The organism is Spirosoma sp., assembly GCF_048594605.1.
In the GTDB taxonomy this organism is placed as follows: domain Bacteria; phylum Bacteroidota; class Bacteroidia; order Cytophagales; family Spirosomataceae; genus Spirosoma.
This window is the reverse complement of the sequence record NZ_JBMDWV010000428.1, coordinates 1-17,011: the sequence shown is the minus strand read 5'-3', so window position 1 is coordinate 17,011 and position 17,011 is coordinate 1. Positions and strand designations below refer to the sequence as shown.

Here is a 17,011-nt window from a genome sequence, read left to right as displayed (position 1 = left end):
GGAAGAAGACTGGTTCACCTCCGAATTTATTGTTATTATGTCAGTTGCTGCCGGTATTGGCCTGATTGGGTTTATCTGGCGTCAGTTGACCGTCGCACTACCTATTCTGGACCTGAGTTTGCTACGTCAGCGTCGGTTTGCCGTCGGTACGTTATTTAACTTCATTCTCGGTTTTGGTCTGTTTGCATCGGTGTTTATCATTCCGGTTTTCTGTCAGACCATTCTTGGATTTACGGCCAGCCAAACGGGTTTGTTACTGATGCCCGGCTCAATCGTAACCGGGATGATGATGCCCGTTGTGGGTGGATTGCTCAGTAAAAATTACATATCTCCCGTTTGGTACGCAGCCGCTGGGTTCCTGCTATTCTTTGGTTTCTGTTTTGATCTGTCAGCCATCAGCCTTGAAGCCGGACCAGACTATTTCTTCTGGCCGCTTATCGTTCGGGGTATTGGTATGGGGCTGATTTTTATTCCATTGACGACGATTACACTAGCTGATCTGAAAAATATCGAGATCCCGCAAGGCTCAGCCCTAACAGGTATGATTCGCCAGTTGGGCGGTACGTTCGGAACGGCCATCATGACCACGTATATCTCGACCCGTACGGTCCTGCACGCTTCCCGATTGAGCGATAACATATCGATGTACAACCCGCTATCGGTGGAACGTATCAAGCAATTTACCAACCTGTTCCTGTCGAAAGGAGATGCCTTGATAACGGCTACGGGTAAAGCGTATGGATTGATGCAGGGAACGCTGATGAAGCAGGCACTGGTCATGACCTACGCCGATTCATTCCTGATTATCGGTGGGTTCTTCCTGGTCTGTGTACCGTTACTCGCCTTGTTCATCGGCAAAAAAATCGAAGCACCCGCCCACACGGAAATGGTAATGGAATAAGAATTGAGTTTTGTTGTTTTGTTCGTTGTTTCGGCGTCGGATGTTCAGGTGTGGACACCCGACGTTTTTTATTTATAAAATGCACCGCTACGTTACTGAGTAATTAATCTTTCAACCGGTTTTTGACGTAACCACCACTCAACAACAATCAGATTGGGCACCCAGCACAACCAGGCAACAATCGGATAGGCCACACTAAACGGGAGACGCAAAAGCGCTAATTCGACAGGGAGAATGATACGTAACGTGACAGCCGCCAACGTAACGGCGTAACTTCGGTACATCCAGGCGCGGTGCTGATTGACCTGCCTTTTCCGGATGGTTTGGTAGGCACGTAGCGTCGTGTAGAACCAGGCAACAGCCAGCGTGGCGAAACCTAGGCCAGCTACCCAGCCGGTATCCGCATACAAAGCTGCGTAGAAAGCACACACGCTGGCTACCAGAATACTTACTACATACGCCTTGCCTAAGTTTCTGTGTTGCAGTAGATTACGTTGCCGACGTTTAACTGATAGTTGAAAAGGACCTATGGCTAACGCCAACGCGCCTAAGCCAACGTGTGTCCAGAAGGCAATTCGCCAGAGCGCATTATCGAGCGGTTTGTTTTTTAGAAAAGGCGACTGGAAATACGGAATGAAATAAGCCAGCGCATACAGGACCACAACTGCAATCAGAATATAAGCTACGTAGAGCATCCCTCTTTTCAGGAAAATAGTCATGATAGGCGTATCGTTTGCTCTAAGTTAATCAGTAATGTTTAACAGATTGTTACCGGGTAGTAATCTGCATTAGCCAGGCTGTAATAAGTCCACCGTACGTACCCAATACGTGACTCAGTACCGCCAGCAGTACGCCGACGGGGGCCAGAGCCGGGTGAAAAATTGAGGCAACTGCCGGAGCCGTCGAAACGCCCCCGATGTTTGCCTGACTACCAACTGCTACAAAAAAGTAAGGTGCTTTGATGATACGTGCCGTAATGAGCATGACCACTACGTGAATCAGCATCCAGATAACGGCTACCAGAAATAAGCCCATGTTGCCGCCCAGATTGGACAGGTTAAGCCGCATACCGATGGTCATAATGAGAAAGTAAACGAACAACGTAGCCAGATCCGTTGTGCCGAGTTTTTCCATCTTCCGTAATGATGTAAACGACAGCGCAATCCCGAGCGACGTAGAGAGAATGACAACCCAAAGAAAATTGGACGTGAACGGGTCGAGTCCATACGTAGCAAGCGACGCTTTATAAGGCTGGAGATTCGTCGAGATTAGGTAGGCGAACCCGTGGGCCAGTGCCGCTCCTCCGAACCCTAAAGCCAGGATCGTACTCAGGTCCAGCAGATTAGCCGGCCGGTCGGGTTCTTCTTTATAGGCCAGAATTCGTTGTTTTACTTCTTCGATCGAGCGTGTATCAGCCTGGAGCCACGTATCAATTTTGTCGCGGTAGGCAGCGCCGTAAATCAAACAGGCCGTCCAACTGGTCGACACGACAGCATCAACCACCAGAATAATAGCGAAAAGTTCTTCACTGCAACCATAGATTTCTTTAAGGGCCAACTGGCTGCTGCTGCCGCCAATCCAGCTTCCTGAGATGGTAACCAGTCCTTTCCAATACTCGTTAGCGATGGCCTGTTCGCGAAAACCGGGAATCAACTGCATGACCAGCCAGAAAGCAATGGGTGCGCCAAGAATGATCCCTACCGTACCCGACATGAACGTAATCAGGGCTTTCTGACCCAGCCGGGCAATTGACCTTAAATCAGCGGTTGACGTGAGCAGTACCAATGCCGCTGGCAGCAGATAATTGGTTGACACTTTGTACAGACTCGATTGTTCGCCCGAGATAATATTCAGGCTATTCATCCCAGCGGGGAAAATGTAACAAAGTAGTAGCGACGGTACGTAGGTGTAAGCCCGTTGCCAGAAAGGATGTTCGGATTGAGAGGTTTTAAAAATAAAGGTTAGCAGTACCAGGAAGATACCAAGAATGATAGCGTCGTTGGTAATCAGCGGTTGCTGCATGGGGATAAGTAATGATGAGTGATAAGTGATGAGTGATGAATAAGCTGGCGCATCAGTATTTTACTCATCACTTATCACTCATCATTGATTACCGAGTCATTTCGGGCGTATATTCATAATCATCCAGACCCAGTACTTCGCTGGTTTGCTTCCTCAGTTTTTGGCCAAGCTCTGGATTATTGGCTAAAACCTGGCCGTAGCTTGGAATCATTTCTTTAAGCTTCTGTTGCCAGGCTTCCGTTTTAAGTTGATCGGGGAAGCAGCGTTTCATTAGATCCAGCATGATAGAAACGGCTGTTGATGCTCCCGGCGATGCACCCAGTAATGCAGCGATACTACCATCAGCAGCACTTACCACTTCGGTGCCAAACTCCAGTACGCCCCCTTCTTCTTCGTCTTTCTTGATCACCTGCACACGTTGACCGGCAATCTCGAGTTCCCAGTCTTCCATTTTAGCATTGGGGTAATACTCCCGCAACGCGCCCAGCCGGTCTTCGGGCGATTGCATGACCTGCTGAATCAGATAGCGTGTCAGCGGAATATTGTGCAAACCTGCCATCAGCATCGGCGCCATATTACTCAACTGAATGGATTTCGGCAGGTCCATATAAGAACCACTTTTCAGAAACTTGGTCGAAAAACCAGCGTACGGTCCAAACAGGAGCTCGCGCTTACCTTCAATCATACGAGTGTCCAGGTGCGGTACGGACATGGGCGGAGCGCCTACCGATGCTTTTCCATACACTTTTGCCTGATGCTGCTTAATAACATCGGGATTCACGCATTTGAGCCATTGACCACTTACCGGAAAACCGCCAAATCCGCGACTTTCAGGAATGTCCGATTTTTCGAGCAAACGTAATGAACCACCCCCCGCGCCGATGAAAATGAACTCGGTCTGTACGTCCCGAACCTGGTCGGTTGTTACGTTCTCAACACGAATTTTCCAGCCGCCCAGCGATTTAGACCGCCATATATCACGCACCTCGTGAGCAAAATACAAATGAACTCCCGGCATATCGTACAACCGACGGAACATGGCACGAGTCAGGGCGCCAAAGTTTACATCGGTACCAATGTCCATCCGGGTAGCCGCTACAGGCTGAGCCGGATCACGGTCCTGCATCACCAACGGCATCCATTCGGCGAGTTGAGCGGAATCTTCGGAGTACTGCATCCCGTGGAAAAGGTAATTCTGTTGAAGTGCGTCGTACCGTTTGCGGAGGTACGATACGTTATCGTCTCCCCATACAAAGCTCATGTGCGGAATAGACCGGATAAAATTAGGCGCGTCGCTCAGAAAACCCTTCTCGACCAGATAGGACCAGAACTGCTTCGACTGCTCAAACGACTCTGCAATTTTAATCGCTTTGGATGGATCGATAGACCCGTCTTCTTTTTCGGGCGTATAGTTCAACTCGCAGAAGGCCGAATGGCCCGTGCCAGCGTTATTCCACGCATCGGAACTCTCAGCGGCTGCACTGTCCAGTCGTTCGTAAATATCAATAGTAATGTCGGGTTGCAGCTCTTTCAGCATCACACCGAGCGTAGCACTCATGATACCGGCCCCGATCAGAATGACATCGGTACCTTTTTTCGTAGTTTTTTTTGGTTTCGCCATGATAAATTAGGCAGGTATGTATTCGTTATTAGCTACAAAATTAGCCAATCGGTCGTTCAGTAAGGTGGATAAATTATAGACAAGGATAATAACTACCAGAAAGATGAGATGTTAATTGTTTTCGAATAGTATGAACATAGTTAACTGGGCCGCCGACTAGTAAAACTGGGTCAGGAGGGCTGAAAGATTTTCTCAAGACACTTTACGGTAATTAAATACGTCGGTTTCACGCCCAGCGTACCGAGGCTACCCGATGCCAACGTAGCGCCGGTAAGCAGCGGATTGTCCGAAGCATAATACGCGTAGCGGACTTTTACCTTGGCGGGTACGCTCCCCCGAATTTTTGACTGAGCCTGAATGGCCTTCTGATAATGCGCTCCTTCCATTTCCAGGCCAATCGCTTTCCAGGACGAATTGCGGAAATAGCTCAGTACGTCCTTGTTCTGTAAGGAGGTTCCCAGCACGGTTATCATGGCACCTTCAAACGCGGCTAAGCCATGCCCTTCGAAATCTTCCTTTCGAAAATCGTTATCCAGCGGGTAATTGTCGGCCGTACCTTCAAAAATGTGCGATGTCGGAATCATCAGGTCGCCTTTGTCGCCGGTGAGAATCCCTGCTTTACCAATAATCGAAATCGACGCTACGTTCATCGGAACGGTCTCATCGCCATGCTCAAAAGGTTTCAATAATTCGTCCATTGTCTCAAAAGCCTGCTCACCAAATGCGTAATCCATTATCAGCAGCAGGGGTTGCGAAGCGCGAATGTGCTTGGCGTCATGATTAATTTCGGGCGACAGTTTTTTAGTGTCCAGTCGGGCGGTGTCGATCAACTGCACCAGCAGACTTGTTCCGGCCAGGTCTTCCAGTACGTGCATGCCATGTTCGGTAGCATATTCCGTCACTTGCTGGCGTAGTGCCCGTTGGGCAGGCTGACTTAACTTAAGCGCCAGATCGTACAGATTGTCCCAGGTGGTTGAGTCTGCTAACGCAGCGGGCGCGTAAAGGCAGTTCATCACACTGTGTGGATTGGCGCTGATAATATGAATGGGCCGATCCTGCAGATTGTGCTCCCAGATGTATTGTTTCAGGCGCGTGGCCCAGCGTTCGCCGTATAGATGTTGCCCGATACGTTCGCGAAGCATAGGCGTGAAATTGATTTCGCGATCTGTTTTCGACTCCCTAAACTCCCGAATCGATACGCTGCCCAGGCCGTACACAATTTGAAAAAGTCCACTATTAGTGCCTGCATTTTCTTCAAAGCGCCGATACGCCTGTTGCGTTTCCTCAAACGTTCGGCCCAGAATAGAGCTTAGGTACATTAGCGCCAATTCCCGTTCGTCGTCCGTTACGTTCCCACCCGACTGGACAATGGCTTCCAGTTTCTCCCACTCGCGCGTTCGGCTGCCGCGCTCCTGAAAAGCGTTACGTCGGATTTTGTCGGCTTCCATGAACATAAATGTCAGATGGGTGAGAATATCATAGATTTCACTACGTCCATTCGTGACTTCAATAACCATCTGTTCGTTATCGATCCGGTAACAGTTACGGCGCCGTTTGGCCGGAACAAGCACCGGAAAATGAGAGTTTTCGAACCCTTCCCGCGAAGCCAGTGAAATAACCCGACAGGCTTCAATCCCTTTCGGAAGCCGGTCCATTACGTACACCAGGCCATCTAACTCAACCCGTTGCGGATCGCCAACCAGGCCATAAATTTCGGGCTGAAGTATCAGCAATGCCCGGCGGATCTCTTCACCCGATACGCCCGACGGTTTATAAAAGCCCCGATTAAACAGGTGGCGCATGGTAATGTATAATCGTTCAATAGCAACGCGTGATTCCTGAGCGCGGGTGAGGGGAGGAGATGGAACGAGATTCATAATTACGTAGTAGAAGTAATTTCCGCCAAAGTTACGGGTAAAAGGTTCTTGGGCAGGTTTATGGAATGAACAGGATATTAAGCGTAAGAAATCCTGCCAAATAATAAAATGGGATGGTATTTTTGAGTGATGAAATACCGAATCCGGCACGTAGTACTGATTGGTTTATGCTGGCTTATGCTCTGTCAGACGATTCAGGCACAACCTATGCCCATACCTCCTGCTGCTCCCGAACCGGCGGGAATTAATCAGGGACGCTTTATTGGGGTTCTGGTCGGTACGGCGGCTTTCTACACCATTACGTTGTTGATGCTACGTAAGCAGTGGTATAAGAAAAAAGTACCGTTTCATAGCTTTAACGATAATGCGGAGTGGCTCCAGATGGATAAAGTGGGCCACGCGGCTACGGCCTACTGCATGAGCCGGGGAGGTTATGAACTGATGCGGTGGAGTGGCGTTAACGAGCGAGCCAGTATTCTGACGGGCGGGTTACTGGCGCTGCTGTTCCAGACAACCCTGGAGGTGTACGACGGACATGCCGAAGGGTGGGGGTTCTCGAAAGGGGATATGCTGGCCAACGTAGCAGGAACGGCGCTGTTTGTAGGGCAACAATACGGGACCGGGCAGCAGGTGGTTAGTATGAAGTACGGTTTTCGGAAAACCATTTTTCCGCCGTATCGCCCGAATCTGTTAGGAAAAACTACGGGTCAGCAGATGCTTAAAGACTACAATGGGCAACAGTACTGGCTATCGGTTAATCTGGCGTCGGTGTTGCCGGTCGGACCGTCGTTTCCGCGATGGCTCAACCTGGATTTTGGCTACAGCGGTAGTGGAATGATAGGCGGCCATGAAAATCCACGGGTGATCGATAAAGAAGGAAATGAGGTGAAATTCACACGATACCGCCAGTTCTTTATCTCGCCCGATGCGGATCTGTCGCGGATTGGTACGTTCTCGCCCTCACTCCAGCGATTTATCGGTACGGTCCAGTTTTTCAAAATTCCGGCGCCGTCGCTGGAGTTCAATCGGGTGAAAGGCCTCCGATTCCATCCACTGATACTGCCGAAAGAATAGAAAATACAAAACGTTTAAAGCCGCCGTGTTTGCTGGATGCGCTCATCATTTCCGGCCACCATTAGTATCAAAGTCAGCCTTAGTGTGCCATTAATCCTCAACGGTTTAAACTCTTTGGCTGAGGCTGAGCAAGCCGCTAAGGTGAAAACAAAAAGGCGTTGCATGACTTTCGAGTTGAATAAATCAAACCTCAACGCCTACTACTATACGTTGGTGACGTATTATGATTCGGAAGTGTCGGGCTGATGTTACGTATCAATAAGCAGATAATTACGTGTGCCGGCGGTAAGAGCAACTAATTTACAGGCGCTACGTAGTGACCATAAACGGTTGACATCGAGGTCGGCACACGCAATTCTGGATACGGTTTACTTCAATTCGCCGGGAATAACCATAACGCCTTGCTTACGGTTTTCACGCAAAACTGTCAACTGAACCGACCGGCCAATTGTATCATCTGTCAGCAGGCGGTGTAAATCATCAACGCTGGCCACCGAATCGTTGTTAAAACCCACAATAATATCACCCGGACGCAGGTTGCCGTTGCCAGCTATTCCGTCGGCTTCAACACTAACAATCATTACACCCGTTCTGGCGCTAAGCTGGTTGTATTGTTTGATACGTTCGGTGAGGTTGATAAGCTGACCGGCAATGCCAAGGTATCCCCGACGAACGCGACCGTCCATGATGAGCTTACCCGCAACCAGGGCTGTGAGGTTTGACGAAACGGCGAAACAGATTCCCTGAGCAGGCAGAATAACCGCCGTGTTTACCCCAATTACATCTCCATTTGAATTGACCAGCGGCCCACCCGAATTGCCGGGGTTCAGGGAAGCGTCTGTCTGAATAACGTCGTCAATCAGCCGGCCTGATTCGGAACGTAGCGTCCGGCCAAGTGCACTAACAACGCCCGCCGTTAGTGAATACTGAAAACCATAGGGATTTCCGAGGGCAATGGCAATCTGACCGACCTGAACCTGTTTTGAATCGGCAAAACGAATTGCTTTCAGACCGTCGGCGTAAATCTTAAGAACGGCAATATCAGTGGCCGGATCGCGCCCAACTAACGTAGCGTCAAAGTCGCGGGAGTCGGGCAACGAAACCGTGATGCGTTGAGCCCCTGCCACTACGTGGTTGTTGGTGATCAGGTAGCCGTCACTGGAGATAATGAATCCTGAACCCGTACCGCTATCCTGCTCTTCCTGTCCCGGTGATCGACGTTGCGGAGGAAGCGTATTCCTGCGATCTGATACCGTTCCATAAGTTCGCCCGCTAACCTTAATCTGTACAACGGAGGGACTTACTTTTTTCGCTACATTTACAATTGTGTTTGAGTATGCGTCCAGCAAAACAGAATCCTGTTCGGCTGCTCCTCCCGACTGTGAGGTCGTATCGGCAAATGTCACAAATGTTGTGTTCATGCGTGAGAATGGTTATGTGAGAGTAGGAGTAGGCTTCCACGATCTGTTCCAAGACCGATTTCAATAAGAATTGCTCGTTTTGTCGGCCATTCTGTCATTTTTTCTTGATAAATCCCTGAATTTGGTAGTTGAAAAAGGCAGAATGGTTTTTGGTTTCGGATAAAATGGCAGCATGTGTTTATGAGTTTTGAAGAGTATTTAAGCCAGAAGAAAATAAATGCCGAGCGATTTCAGGAAGAGGAACCCGCCCGGTACGCAGAGTGGAAGCATGAATTTGCGCAGATGCATCCGGAGAGTTTTACCGTACAGAAAAAATTTCTTCTGAACGATACGCGACGGAAGTACCTTGCTCGCTAACTTGTTTATTAAACGGTCTGAAGGTCAGCCCGGATTTTTGTTTATCCATACTCTTTTTCAGTATGAGCCTCACACTAGGAGAATTACGTGGTATGACGAGTACCATTTTAAATGCCCTAAAGGCACAAGGTATTAGCGACAGCAATGAACTGCTTGAAGCGACCAAAACTCCGTCGGACCGTAAGGCCCTGGCTTCTGCAACCGGCGTTGATGGAGCCATAATTCTGGATCTGGCAAATCGGGCCGACCTGGCTCGTATTAAGGGTATTGGTCGGGTATACAGTGACCTTATGGAAGAATCAGGTGTCGATACCGTGAAGGAACTGGCTAAACGTGTACCGGGTAACTTGCATACTAAACTGATTGAGATAAACAGTGTCCGTCAATACACGCAACGGCCGCCTTCTGCTGAACAAATTGGGGATTTTGTTGAGCAGGCCAAAAAATTGCCCCCAATGCTGGAATATTAAAGGGGTGTTGGCCAACACCCCTGCTTCAGGTCATTTGGTTATTTCTAATTAGGGCTGATGCTTATTCGCCTGTTTTATAGTTATAAATAACCATTGATGACGACGAGTTCACTACGTTAGTTCAGGCTTCGGTTACCGGGCTCTCTTAAGTATCGCTCCAATCGACTCTCTAATTCCGGCTGACTCAGGTTCGTATATAACTCGCCGTTAAGCGCCAGAGACAACCGTCCACTTTCCTCCGATACCGCAATCACGGCAGCATCGGTAGCTTCGCTCATACCCAGTGCTGCCCGGTGACGAAAGCCCAGGGATGGCGGAAGCTCATCATCTTCCGACACGGGTAAAATACACCGTGCCGCTCTGATACGTCCTTCACAAATAAGCACGGCGCCGTCATGTAGTGGACTATATTGGCTAAAAATAGCGAGCAGCAGGGGTTTTGAAATATCCGCATCGATCACTTCGCCCGATTGAGCAAACTTTTCCAGATCATCGTTCTTCTGGAGAACCAGTAAACCTCCCGAAAATTCAGCCCCCAGTGCTTTGCAGGTGTCCAGAATTGGTTTCAGAAAGGTTTGATTGTCCATTTTTTCGGTATCACGCAGCAGCCATTGCCGGAGCCGACGGGTATTGGTGAGGTTGGTAGATTTGCCGATAAGCAGCAGAAAGCGCCGAATTTCGTGCTGAAATATGATAATCAGTGCTAAAGCGCCTACACTGATAAAATATTCGAGAATGGTTGTCATTAAATTTAAACCGAGCGCTTTGACTAACAGATAAGCCAGATACACCAGCAGATAGCCAACAAAAACCCGGCTGGCGACACTTCCACGTACGAGGTTGTAAATCTGATAAATTAAGATGGCTACCAGTGCAATGTCGAGCAGATCGAGCCAACCAATGTCTAAAAATCCCAGGCGAAAAGCCAGCATGAACAAAATGATAAAGTTTCGGGGTTAAAGATAATCAGAATCCAGTCGACACACCCATAGCACCTAGCCAACGGGCTAAATAGAGATCGTATTGTTCTGAACTTGCCGGAAAAGATCAACCGCAGGCTTCTCCAGCGTAACGGGGATAGTTATCAGAAAACACTACGTTAATAGCACTACGTTAAACGGCTGTCGTTTCGCCCTCGATTGCCAGATACGTTTCCGGAAAAACGGACCGGGCTTCGTCTAAAAACAGGTTGAACTGTTTGTACCGTGAGGAGAAATGGCCGATCAGCAGCTTACCAACCTGTGCCTGGGCGGCAATCGAAGCGGCTTGTTTGGCGGTAGAATGAAAAACCTCTGCTGCACGAGCGGCATTATCTTCCAGAAAGGTTGCTTCGTGGTAGAGCAGATTGACGCCGTGGAGTTGCGGAATTAACGAGTCAACGTAGCGTGTGTCCGAACAGTAGGCGTAGGAGCGGGGAGTTGGTCCAGGTTCGGTATACTCGGCAGCCGCGTAGAGAACTCGCCCGTCGGCATCCAGGATATCCTGGCCATTTTTGAGTTGTTTCAGATACGTTACCGGAACGGTATCAGGAAGTTTTTCACGTAGCAGATGGGGTTTATGCGGCTTTTCCCGAAAAAGATAACCCGTGCAGTCAATACGGTGCTGAAGCGGAATTGACTGCACCGTGATAAGCGGATGATCCAGCAGAAGGACGGGCTGATCGGGGTCGACAATCTGAAAATGAAGTTTATACCCAAGCTGGGAATTTGAAACCCGGAAAATAGTCGTTAACACTTCATCCAGACCGCGTGGACCAAACAGATACAGATCTTCAGTACGTCCGCCCAAATTTAAACTCGATAGGAGAGGGGCCAGCCCGAAGTAGTGATCGCCGTGAAGGTGGCTGATAAAAATATACCGTAACCGCCCTGGCCGAATTCGCTGTTCAAGGAGCCGGGTCTGGGTGCCTTCGCCACAGTCGATTAGAATATAGTCATTACCAATTGTCAGTAACTGAGCCGTCTGGTGGAGCCGGAGAGTGGGCGTAGCCGAGCCAGCCCCTAAAATGGTAAGGGCAAACGGTATATGCGCCGGTCTGTTCGTATCCGGATCAATCATGGCATCAGGTCGTGCTACGTCAGTTAGGGCCACATTCGGCTTATTCACGACCGACGCTGCCTCCGGCGTCGTACTCATCGTCATCTTCGCTCCGAAAATCGTTCTCTAGTTCATTCATAAACACAGCATCTACAGCTTCTTCTACGGTTGGCAGAATGGTCAGATCGCTGAGGTGAGACGTATCCATAAACTCAATCAGATCGTCGTTCTTTGTAACAACAACCAGCAGGCCCACCTCGTTGGTACATTGTCGATTTATTTTTCGAAGCGTAGCAACCCCAGCCTGATCGATCGTTTGCACCGGCGCCATATCTACAATAATGTTGCTGTATCCTTCCCGAAACAAACCGCGGCTTAGGGTCTCAAAATCAGTGGGTACGTCACCGCCAAACGTATTTTCTGCTAATCTGATCAGAGCGTACTGCTCGTTTTTCTGTATTGTGTAATTCATATAATATTAAATGTATAATGTAAAATAGATAATGTAAAAAGATTGTTGGCTTCGAGGTGCTTAAATTATCGATGAGGCCGTCATTGTACATTATCCATTAAGCATTATTCACTAATCGGTTATTGCCTGTAAAATGTTGGTTTTAATTCGTGAAAGGGGAGCGGTATCTTCTGCCCGCTGGAAATGCTGCCCCGTTACTTTTTCGTAAAGTTCGATGTAACGGGTTGTAATCTGATTCACCCATTCGTCAGACATTTCAGGAACAATTTGCCCTGTTTTTCCCTGAAAGCCATTGGCAATGAGCCATTCCCGAACGAACTCTTTAGATAATTGTTTCTGTGGCTGCCCTGCTTCCTGATTCGCTACGTAGGTGTCGGCGTAGAAATAGCGGGAAGAGTCGGGGGTGTGAACTTCATCAATCAGATATACTTTGCCATACCGATTTCCAAACTCGTATTTGGTGTCTACCAGAATGAGTCCCTGTTCGGCCGCCATCGACGTACCGCGTTCAAAAAGAGCCAGCGCGTATTGTTCCAACTGTACGTACTCGCTCTCAGGAACGATACCACGGCTCAAAATTTCTTCCCGGCTTATGTCTTCGTCGTGACCCTCATGCGCTTTGGTCGATGGGGTAATGATTGGGCTGGGTAACCGATCATTTTCGTTAAGACCTTCTGGTAGAGGTACCCCACACAGTATACGGTGCCCATCGCGATACTGACGCCAGGCATGACCTGCCAGATAGCCACGAACTACCATTTCGACGGCGTAGGGTTCGCATTTCAGGCCAATACTTACATTGGGATCTGGTACGTCCAGGAGCCAGTTGGGAACAATATCGGCAGTGGCTTTCAGAAAGTAAGAAGCCGTTTGATTGAGAACCTGACCTTTAAATGGAATCGGACGGGGCAGTACTACGTCGAAAGCCGAAATGCGATCCGACGCAATCATGACCAGCTTATCTGGAAATGAATAGACATCGCGTACTTTACCCCGGTAAAATCCCGTCTGACCGGGAAATTGAAAATTAGTCTCCTGAATGGCGTTCATGTAAGTTAGGTTAATGGTTCAGATCTCCTGTTCCAGAAACAATTATAATTTTTCAATGACAATAGCCGAGGCACCACCTCCGCCGTTGCAGATGCCCACTGCACCGTAACGACCTCCCTTTTGGTGTAATACGTTCGTAAGCGTTGTGACGATACGTGCTCCGGATGCACCCAGCGGATGACCGATAGAAACAGCCCCGCCAAAGGCGTTTAGCTTTTCCTGCGGAATATTTAATGCCTTGCTGAAAGCCAGCGGAACAACGGCAAAGGCTTCGTTTACTTCAAAAAAATCAATAGCTTCTGCTGTCAACCCGGCCCTTTCGAGCGCCAGGGGTACGGCTTTCGTTGGGGCCGTTGTGAACCATTGCGGGGCCTGTTCCGCATCGGCATACGCCAGAATCCGGACTAGAGGTTTGAGTTTCAGTTCATCGGCTTTTCGTCTGCTCATCACCACTAACGCCGACGCACCATCGCTAATAGGGGATGAACTGGCGGGGGTGACCGTACCGTCGGGTGTAAAGGCTGCTTTCAGCGTTGGAATTTTGTCGTAAATAACATTTTTGTACTCTTCATCTTCACTGACGGTTACGCTGCCTTTGCGACCAGTAACTTCGACGGGTACGATTTCAGCGCTGAACTGACCGTTATGAGTACTGGCTTCTGCCCGGCGGTATGATTGAATTGTGTAGGCATCCTGCTCCTGACGACTGATGGCATACTGCTGAGCGGTCTGATCGGCGAAGACGCCCATCGCGCATTGATCGTACGCATCTACCAGTCCGTCGCGGGCAAGCCCATCCACTAATTCAGCATTTCCGTATTTATAGCCAAAACGGGCTTTGGGTACGTAGTATGGCGCGTTTGACATGCTTTCCATCCCGCCCGCCACCACTACGTCGGCCTGCCCTAACTGAATGGACTGCGCTGCCAGCATAATTGCCTTGGTTCCTGATGCACACACTTTGTTAATAGTTGTGCAGGGAATCGTAGCGGGCAAGCCCGCTTTTAAGGCCGCTTGTTTGGCGGGAGCCTGCCCCAGATTTGCCGATACTACGTTGCCCATATAAACTTCCTGCACCTGGTCGGGCTGCAAACCGACGCGGCTTATAGCCCCCCGGATGGCAGCCGCTCCCAGATCTATAGCCGAAAGCGTGGAAAAAATACCGCCAAAACTGCCAATGGGTGTCCTGACAGCGGAAACAATTACAACTTCGTTCATGTGGGTTTGTGGGTTTAAGCGGGTGAGTTATCTACCAGCGGTTTGCGCTCCCAGCGGATTTAGTACCCTTACGTCTGGCCGAATGGGTCAGCACATAGGGAAGGTCATCGCTTTCCATTGCTTCAAGTAACTGCAGCGCCTGTTGTTCATCCAGATTCAGCCGTTGAAACCGACGTAATAACTCATCCTGCCGGGCAGATCGTTCAACCTGCTGCCCACCTGATGGGTTAAGCCTGTTAACAAGCTTTGGCTTCCGAACCAACGACTGCTCACGTGGATTAGTTGCTGGCTTCCTGCCTGAATAGTGTGTTTTAATCAACTCAAAATTGTAGCGGGCGGGTTCATTGTCGGGGTTTTCAAGCAGAGCCCGCTGAAACAGCGATAGCGCCGTAGCGCTGTCGCCTGCAAGACAGGTGAGTACGCCCAACTGCGTAGCGGCCGCCGTTCGTAAGTCCGGCCGATCGGACTGCAGCAGGGTTTCGTACTGCGATTTTGCTTTTGGATACTGCTTCAATTGAAAATACGTATGTCCCAGGTTTAGTCGTACCCCCAGATCAATGGTTGTGGTTGTACGACTCAGATAAGCGTACAACGCTAAAGCCCGTTTGTAGTTGCCAGACTGATAAGCAACCTGCGCTTCCTGACGTGCCTGGTTGTTGCGTGAAACCTGATTTAGCGAAAACAGATTATCCCACCAAAGCCAGGCTGTAATGAGTAAGTAAATCATCATGACAGCCGATTCGAATTGCCAAAAATAAGACGAAAGGTTGAGATGAACTTACAATCGGAACGTTCGGATGGTGATTATCAGATCCAGGGCAATAAAACCCAGGGCCGCCAGCAAAAAATAATAGTACTTGTTTGTAGAAACGGCCAGGGTGCCCTGGCTGGTATTTTGTCCTTTTAGCCCCCGGATAACCTGAGCTAATTCGTTGATATACCGTCCATTGGCATCTGCCTCAACGTACTGACCCCGGCTATTGCGGGCCAGTTCCTGCAGAAACTGCCGGTTTAGGCGGCTGCGAACGATCTGTCGGTCGTTGTCACGCACAAAATCCCGCCCTTCCCGGATGGAGGCCCCCCCTTCAGTGCCAACACCTACCGTTATCAAAGGTATGCCGGCTGTGCGCAGGCGCGACAGGGTACTACGTTCACAGGCAGCAAAATTCTCTCCGTCGCTGAATAAAACGATCGCCTTGACACTCCGCTGGGTTGAAGGATCGACCAGAAGTTTTTGACGAGCTAACTCTATGGCGTTACACAGATCGGTGCCGCCGGTTGCAGAAATGTTGGTGTGTACCTCCCGTATAAACTGCTTAAGTGCTTCCTGGTCGGTGGTCAGGGGGGAGAGCACGAACGGTTCCGAAGAAGCGAGCACTACACCGAAGCGTTCGGCTGGCAACGTATCGCAAAGCTGCTGAATGTTGTATTTTGTATGCTCCAGACGGGTAGGCACTACGTCGCCCGCGTCCATAGACCGGGAAATATCGACAATGAGGAACGTATCACGACCCGTTGTTGATAAATCGCCTTCCGCTTCACCGAAGGATGGGCCGAGTAGGGCAATGATTAACAGAGCCAGATAACTGCCGCGCAGAAAAAACTTAGGTATTACGCCCCAGGCAGACGTATTGAGTTGATGAGCCAGGCGAAATGTACGCCAGATATAGATAAAATAAAGGCTGATGAATAAGCCAATAAAAATAATTTCAGTACGGGAAAAGGAATATAACCAGTTCATTCAGGGCGAGTATCAAACTGATGCTGAATCACTTTCATTACGTATCAGCTCGGAATAGAATGGACGAAAGTACTAATTGAAAAAGATTTTACGGACTATGTATTGCTGAAAACGTTGAATTGCCCTATCTTTGTGTCCCAATCGTTCGAGAAAGGGAATGGTTGGCTCCGGAGAGATGCCTGAGAGGCCGAAAGGAACAGTTTGCTAAACTGTCGTACTGGTAACGGTACCGAGGGTTCGAATCCCTCTCTCTCCGCTGAATGACGAGTAAACTTTCGGGGTGTAGCGTAGCCCGGTATCGCGCCTGCTTTGGGAGCAGGAGGTCGTAGGTTCGAATCCTGCCACCCCGACACTACTTCAACGAAGTAAGGTAAACAACCCGCAAATTGATGAAATTTGCGGGTTGTTTGTTTTTTTCCATACCAATAAACCCCAAAGAATACCAATCAAAATGTGAGCAATTGCGTGAGCGATTTATTTGGGTGCGATGTACGAAAAGAAAGCCACAATTGGACGCGAATCCGAAATTCCCCAAAAGAAAGCGAGTTGTACCCAACGTATGGATGCAAAGTCTAGGGTAAACGGGAAGCGTAAGGAAATATGATGACTTATTTACTTAATCAAACAATGCAAGGTTGGTCTGGCACATATTACTTTTCCTTTATAATTTTACGGTGAGACAATCCCCATTTCAATAACTGTTCGGCTATGGGTACAAAAGACTTGCCATATTCGGTAATGATGTATTCC

At 49.1% G+C, this 17,011-nt stretch carries 16 protein-coding genes and 2 tRNA genes; 6 read left to right on the top strand and 12 right to left on the bottom strand.

Annotated features, from left to right (window positions below; genetic code table 11):
• On the top strand, nucleotides 1-901 hold a 901-nt coding region (locus tag ACOJS8_RS26945; protein ID WP_420151655.1), incomplete at its 5' end, for an MFS transporter.
• Between the two features lie 92 nt (nucleotides 902-993).
• Here ACOJS8_RS26945 and ACOJS8_RS26940 read toward each other — a convergent pair.
• The 4 genes from ACOJS8_RS26940 to ACOJS8_RS26925 all read right to left on the bottom strand — a co-directional run bounded on the left by ACOJS8_RS26940 (nucleotide 994) and on the right by ACOJS8_RS26925 (nucleotide 6,421).
• Complete coding sequence (locus ACOJS8_RS26940; protein WP_420151654.1) at nucleotides 994-1,620, bottom strand: DUF2306 domain-containing protein; 627 nt, start codon at nucleotides 1,618-1,620, stop codon at nucleotides 994-996.
• Between the two features lie 49 nt (nucleotides 1,621-1,669).
• Nucleotides 1,670-2,923 carry a DUF819 domain-containing protein gene (locus tag ACOJS8_RS26935; protein ID WP_420151653.1) on the bottom strand — a complete coding sequence of 418 codons (1,254 nt, stop codon included), beginning with the start codon at nucleotides 2,921-2,923 and terminating at the stop codon, nucleotides 1,670-1,672.
• A gap of 88 nt (nucleotides 2,924-3,011) precedes the next feature.
• Nucleotides 3,012-4,544: a malate:quinone oxidoreductase gene (locus ACOJS8_RS26930; RefSeq protein ID WP_420151652.1), complete on the bottom strand. Its 1,533-nt coding sequence runs from the start codon at nucleotides 4,542-4,544 to the stop codon at nucleotides 3,012-3,014.
• Nucleotides 4,545-4,714: 170 nt separating this feature from the next.
• Complete coding sequence (locus ACOJS8_RS26925) at nucleotides 4,715-6,421, bottom strand: DUF6909 family protein (protein WP_420151651.1); 1,707 nt, start codon at nucleotides 6,419-6,421, stop codon at nucleotides 4,715-4,717.
• A gap of 129 nt (nucleotides 6,422-6,550) precedes the next feature.
• On the opposite strand from ACOJS8_RS26925, the gene ACOJS8_RS26920 reads away from it, so the two are divergent.
• Nucleotides 6,551-7,495: a DUF2279 domain-containing protein gene (locus ACOJS8_RS26920; protein WP_420151650.1), complete on the top strand. Its 945-nt coding sequence runs from the start codon at nucleotides 6,551-6,553 to the stop codon at nucleotides 7,493-7,495.
• A 368-nt stretch (nucleotides 7,496-7,863) separates the two neighbouring features.
• Here the strand turns inward: ACOJS8_RS26920 and ACOJS8_RS26915 are convergent, their stop codons facing one another.
• A complete protein-coding gene (locus ACOJS8_RS26915; RefSeq protein ID WP_420151649.1) occupies nucleotides 7,864-8,916 on the bottom strand; it encodes a S1C family serine protease in 1,053 nt (350 codons plus the stop codon).
• Between the two features lie 180 nt (nucleotides 8,917-9,096).
• On the opposite strand from ACOJS8_RS26915, the gene ACOJS8_RS26910 reads away from it, so the two are divergent.
• A complete protein-coding gene (locus ACOJS8_RS26910) occupies nucleotides 9,097-9,273 on the top strand; it encodes a hypothetical protein (protein ID WP_420151648.1) in 177 nt (58 codons plus the stop codon).
• Nucleotides 9,274-9,335: 62 nt separating this feature from the next.
• Nucleotides 9,336-9,743, top strand: coding sequence for a DUF4332 domain-containing protein (locus ACOJS8_RS26905; protein WP_420151647.1), 408 nt, complete (start codon nucleotides 9,336-9,338; stop codon nucleotides 9,741-9,743).
• A 116-nt stretch (nucleotides 9,744-9,859) separates the two neighbouring features.
• On the opposite strand, the gene cdaA is transcribed toward ACOJS8_RS26905, so the two are convergent.
• From cdaA to ACOJS8_RS26870, 7 genes are all read right to left on the bottom strand, one after another.
• Nucleotides 9,860-10,675: a diadenylate cyclase CdaA gene (gene cdaA / locus ACOJS8_RS26900; protein ID WP_420151646.1), complete on the bottom strand. Its 816-nt coding sequence runs from the start codon at nucleotides 10,673-10,675 to the stop codon at nucleotides 9,860-9,862.
• Between the two features lie 181 nt (nucleotides 10,676-10,856).
• Nucleotides 10,857-11,801 (bottom strand): ribonuclease Z, encoded by a 945-nt coding sequence (locus tag ACOJS8_RS26895; protein WP_420151656.1) that lies wholly within the window; start codon nucleotides 11,799-11,801, stop codon nucleotides 10,857-10,859.
• Between the two features lie 40 nt (nucleotides 11,802-11,841).
• On the bottom strand, nucleotides 11,842-12,252 hold the full coding sequence (locus ACOJS8_RS26890; RefSeq protein WP_420151645.1) for an STAS domain-containing protein: 411 nt from the start codon (nucleotides 12,250-12,252) through the stop codon (nucleotides 11,842-11,844).
• A gap of 111 nt (nucleotides 12,253-12,363) precedes the next feature.
• Complete coding sequence (locus ACOJS8_RS26885; RefSeq protein ID WP_420151644.1) at nucleotides 12,364-13,302, bottom strand: phosphoribosylaminoimidazolesuccinocarboxamide synthase; 939 nt, start codon at nucleotides 13,300-13,302, stop codon at nucleotides 12,364-12,366.
• 42 nt (nucleotides 13,303-13,344) lie between these two features.
• Nucleotides 13,345-14,520 carry an acetyl-CoA C-acyltransferase gene (locus tag ACOJS8_RS26880; RefSeq protein ID WP_420151643.1) on the bottom strand — a complete coding sequence of 392 codons (1,176 nt, stop codon included), beginning with the start codon at nucleotides 14,518-14,520 and terminating at the stop codon, nucleotides 13,345-13,347.
• 31 nt (nucleotides 14,521-14,551) lie between these two features.
• A complete protein-coding gene (locus ACOJS8_RS26875) occupies nucleotides 14,552-15,250 on the bottom strand; it encodes a tetratricopeptide repeat protein (protein WP_420151642.1) in 699 nt (232 codons plus the stop codon).
• Nucleotides 15,251-15,298: 48 nt separating this feature from the next.
• Nucleotides 15,299-16,261, bottom strand: a complete 963-nt coding sequence (locus ACOJS8_RS26870; protein ID WP_420151641.1) for a vWA domain-containing protein — start codon at nucleotides 16,259-16,261, stop codon at nucleotides 15,299-15,301.
• Nucleotides 16,262-16,430: 169 nt separating this feature from the next.
• Between ACOJS8_RS26870 and ACOJS8_RS26865 the strand changes: the two genes are divergently transcribed.
• Nucleotides 16,431-16,517 (top strand) — tRNA-Ser (locus ACOJS8_RS26865).
• Nucleotides 16,518-16,537: 20 nt separating this feature from the next.
• Nucleotides 16,538-16,611 (top strand) — tRNA-Pro (locus tag ACOJS8_RS26860).
• Nucleotides 16,612-17,011 lie beyond the last annotated feature (400 nt).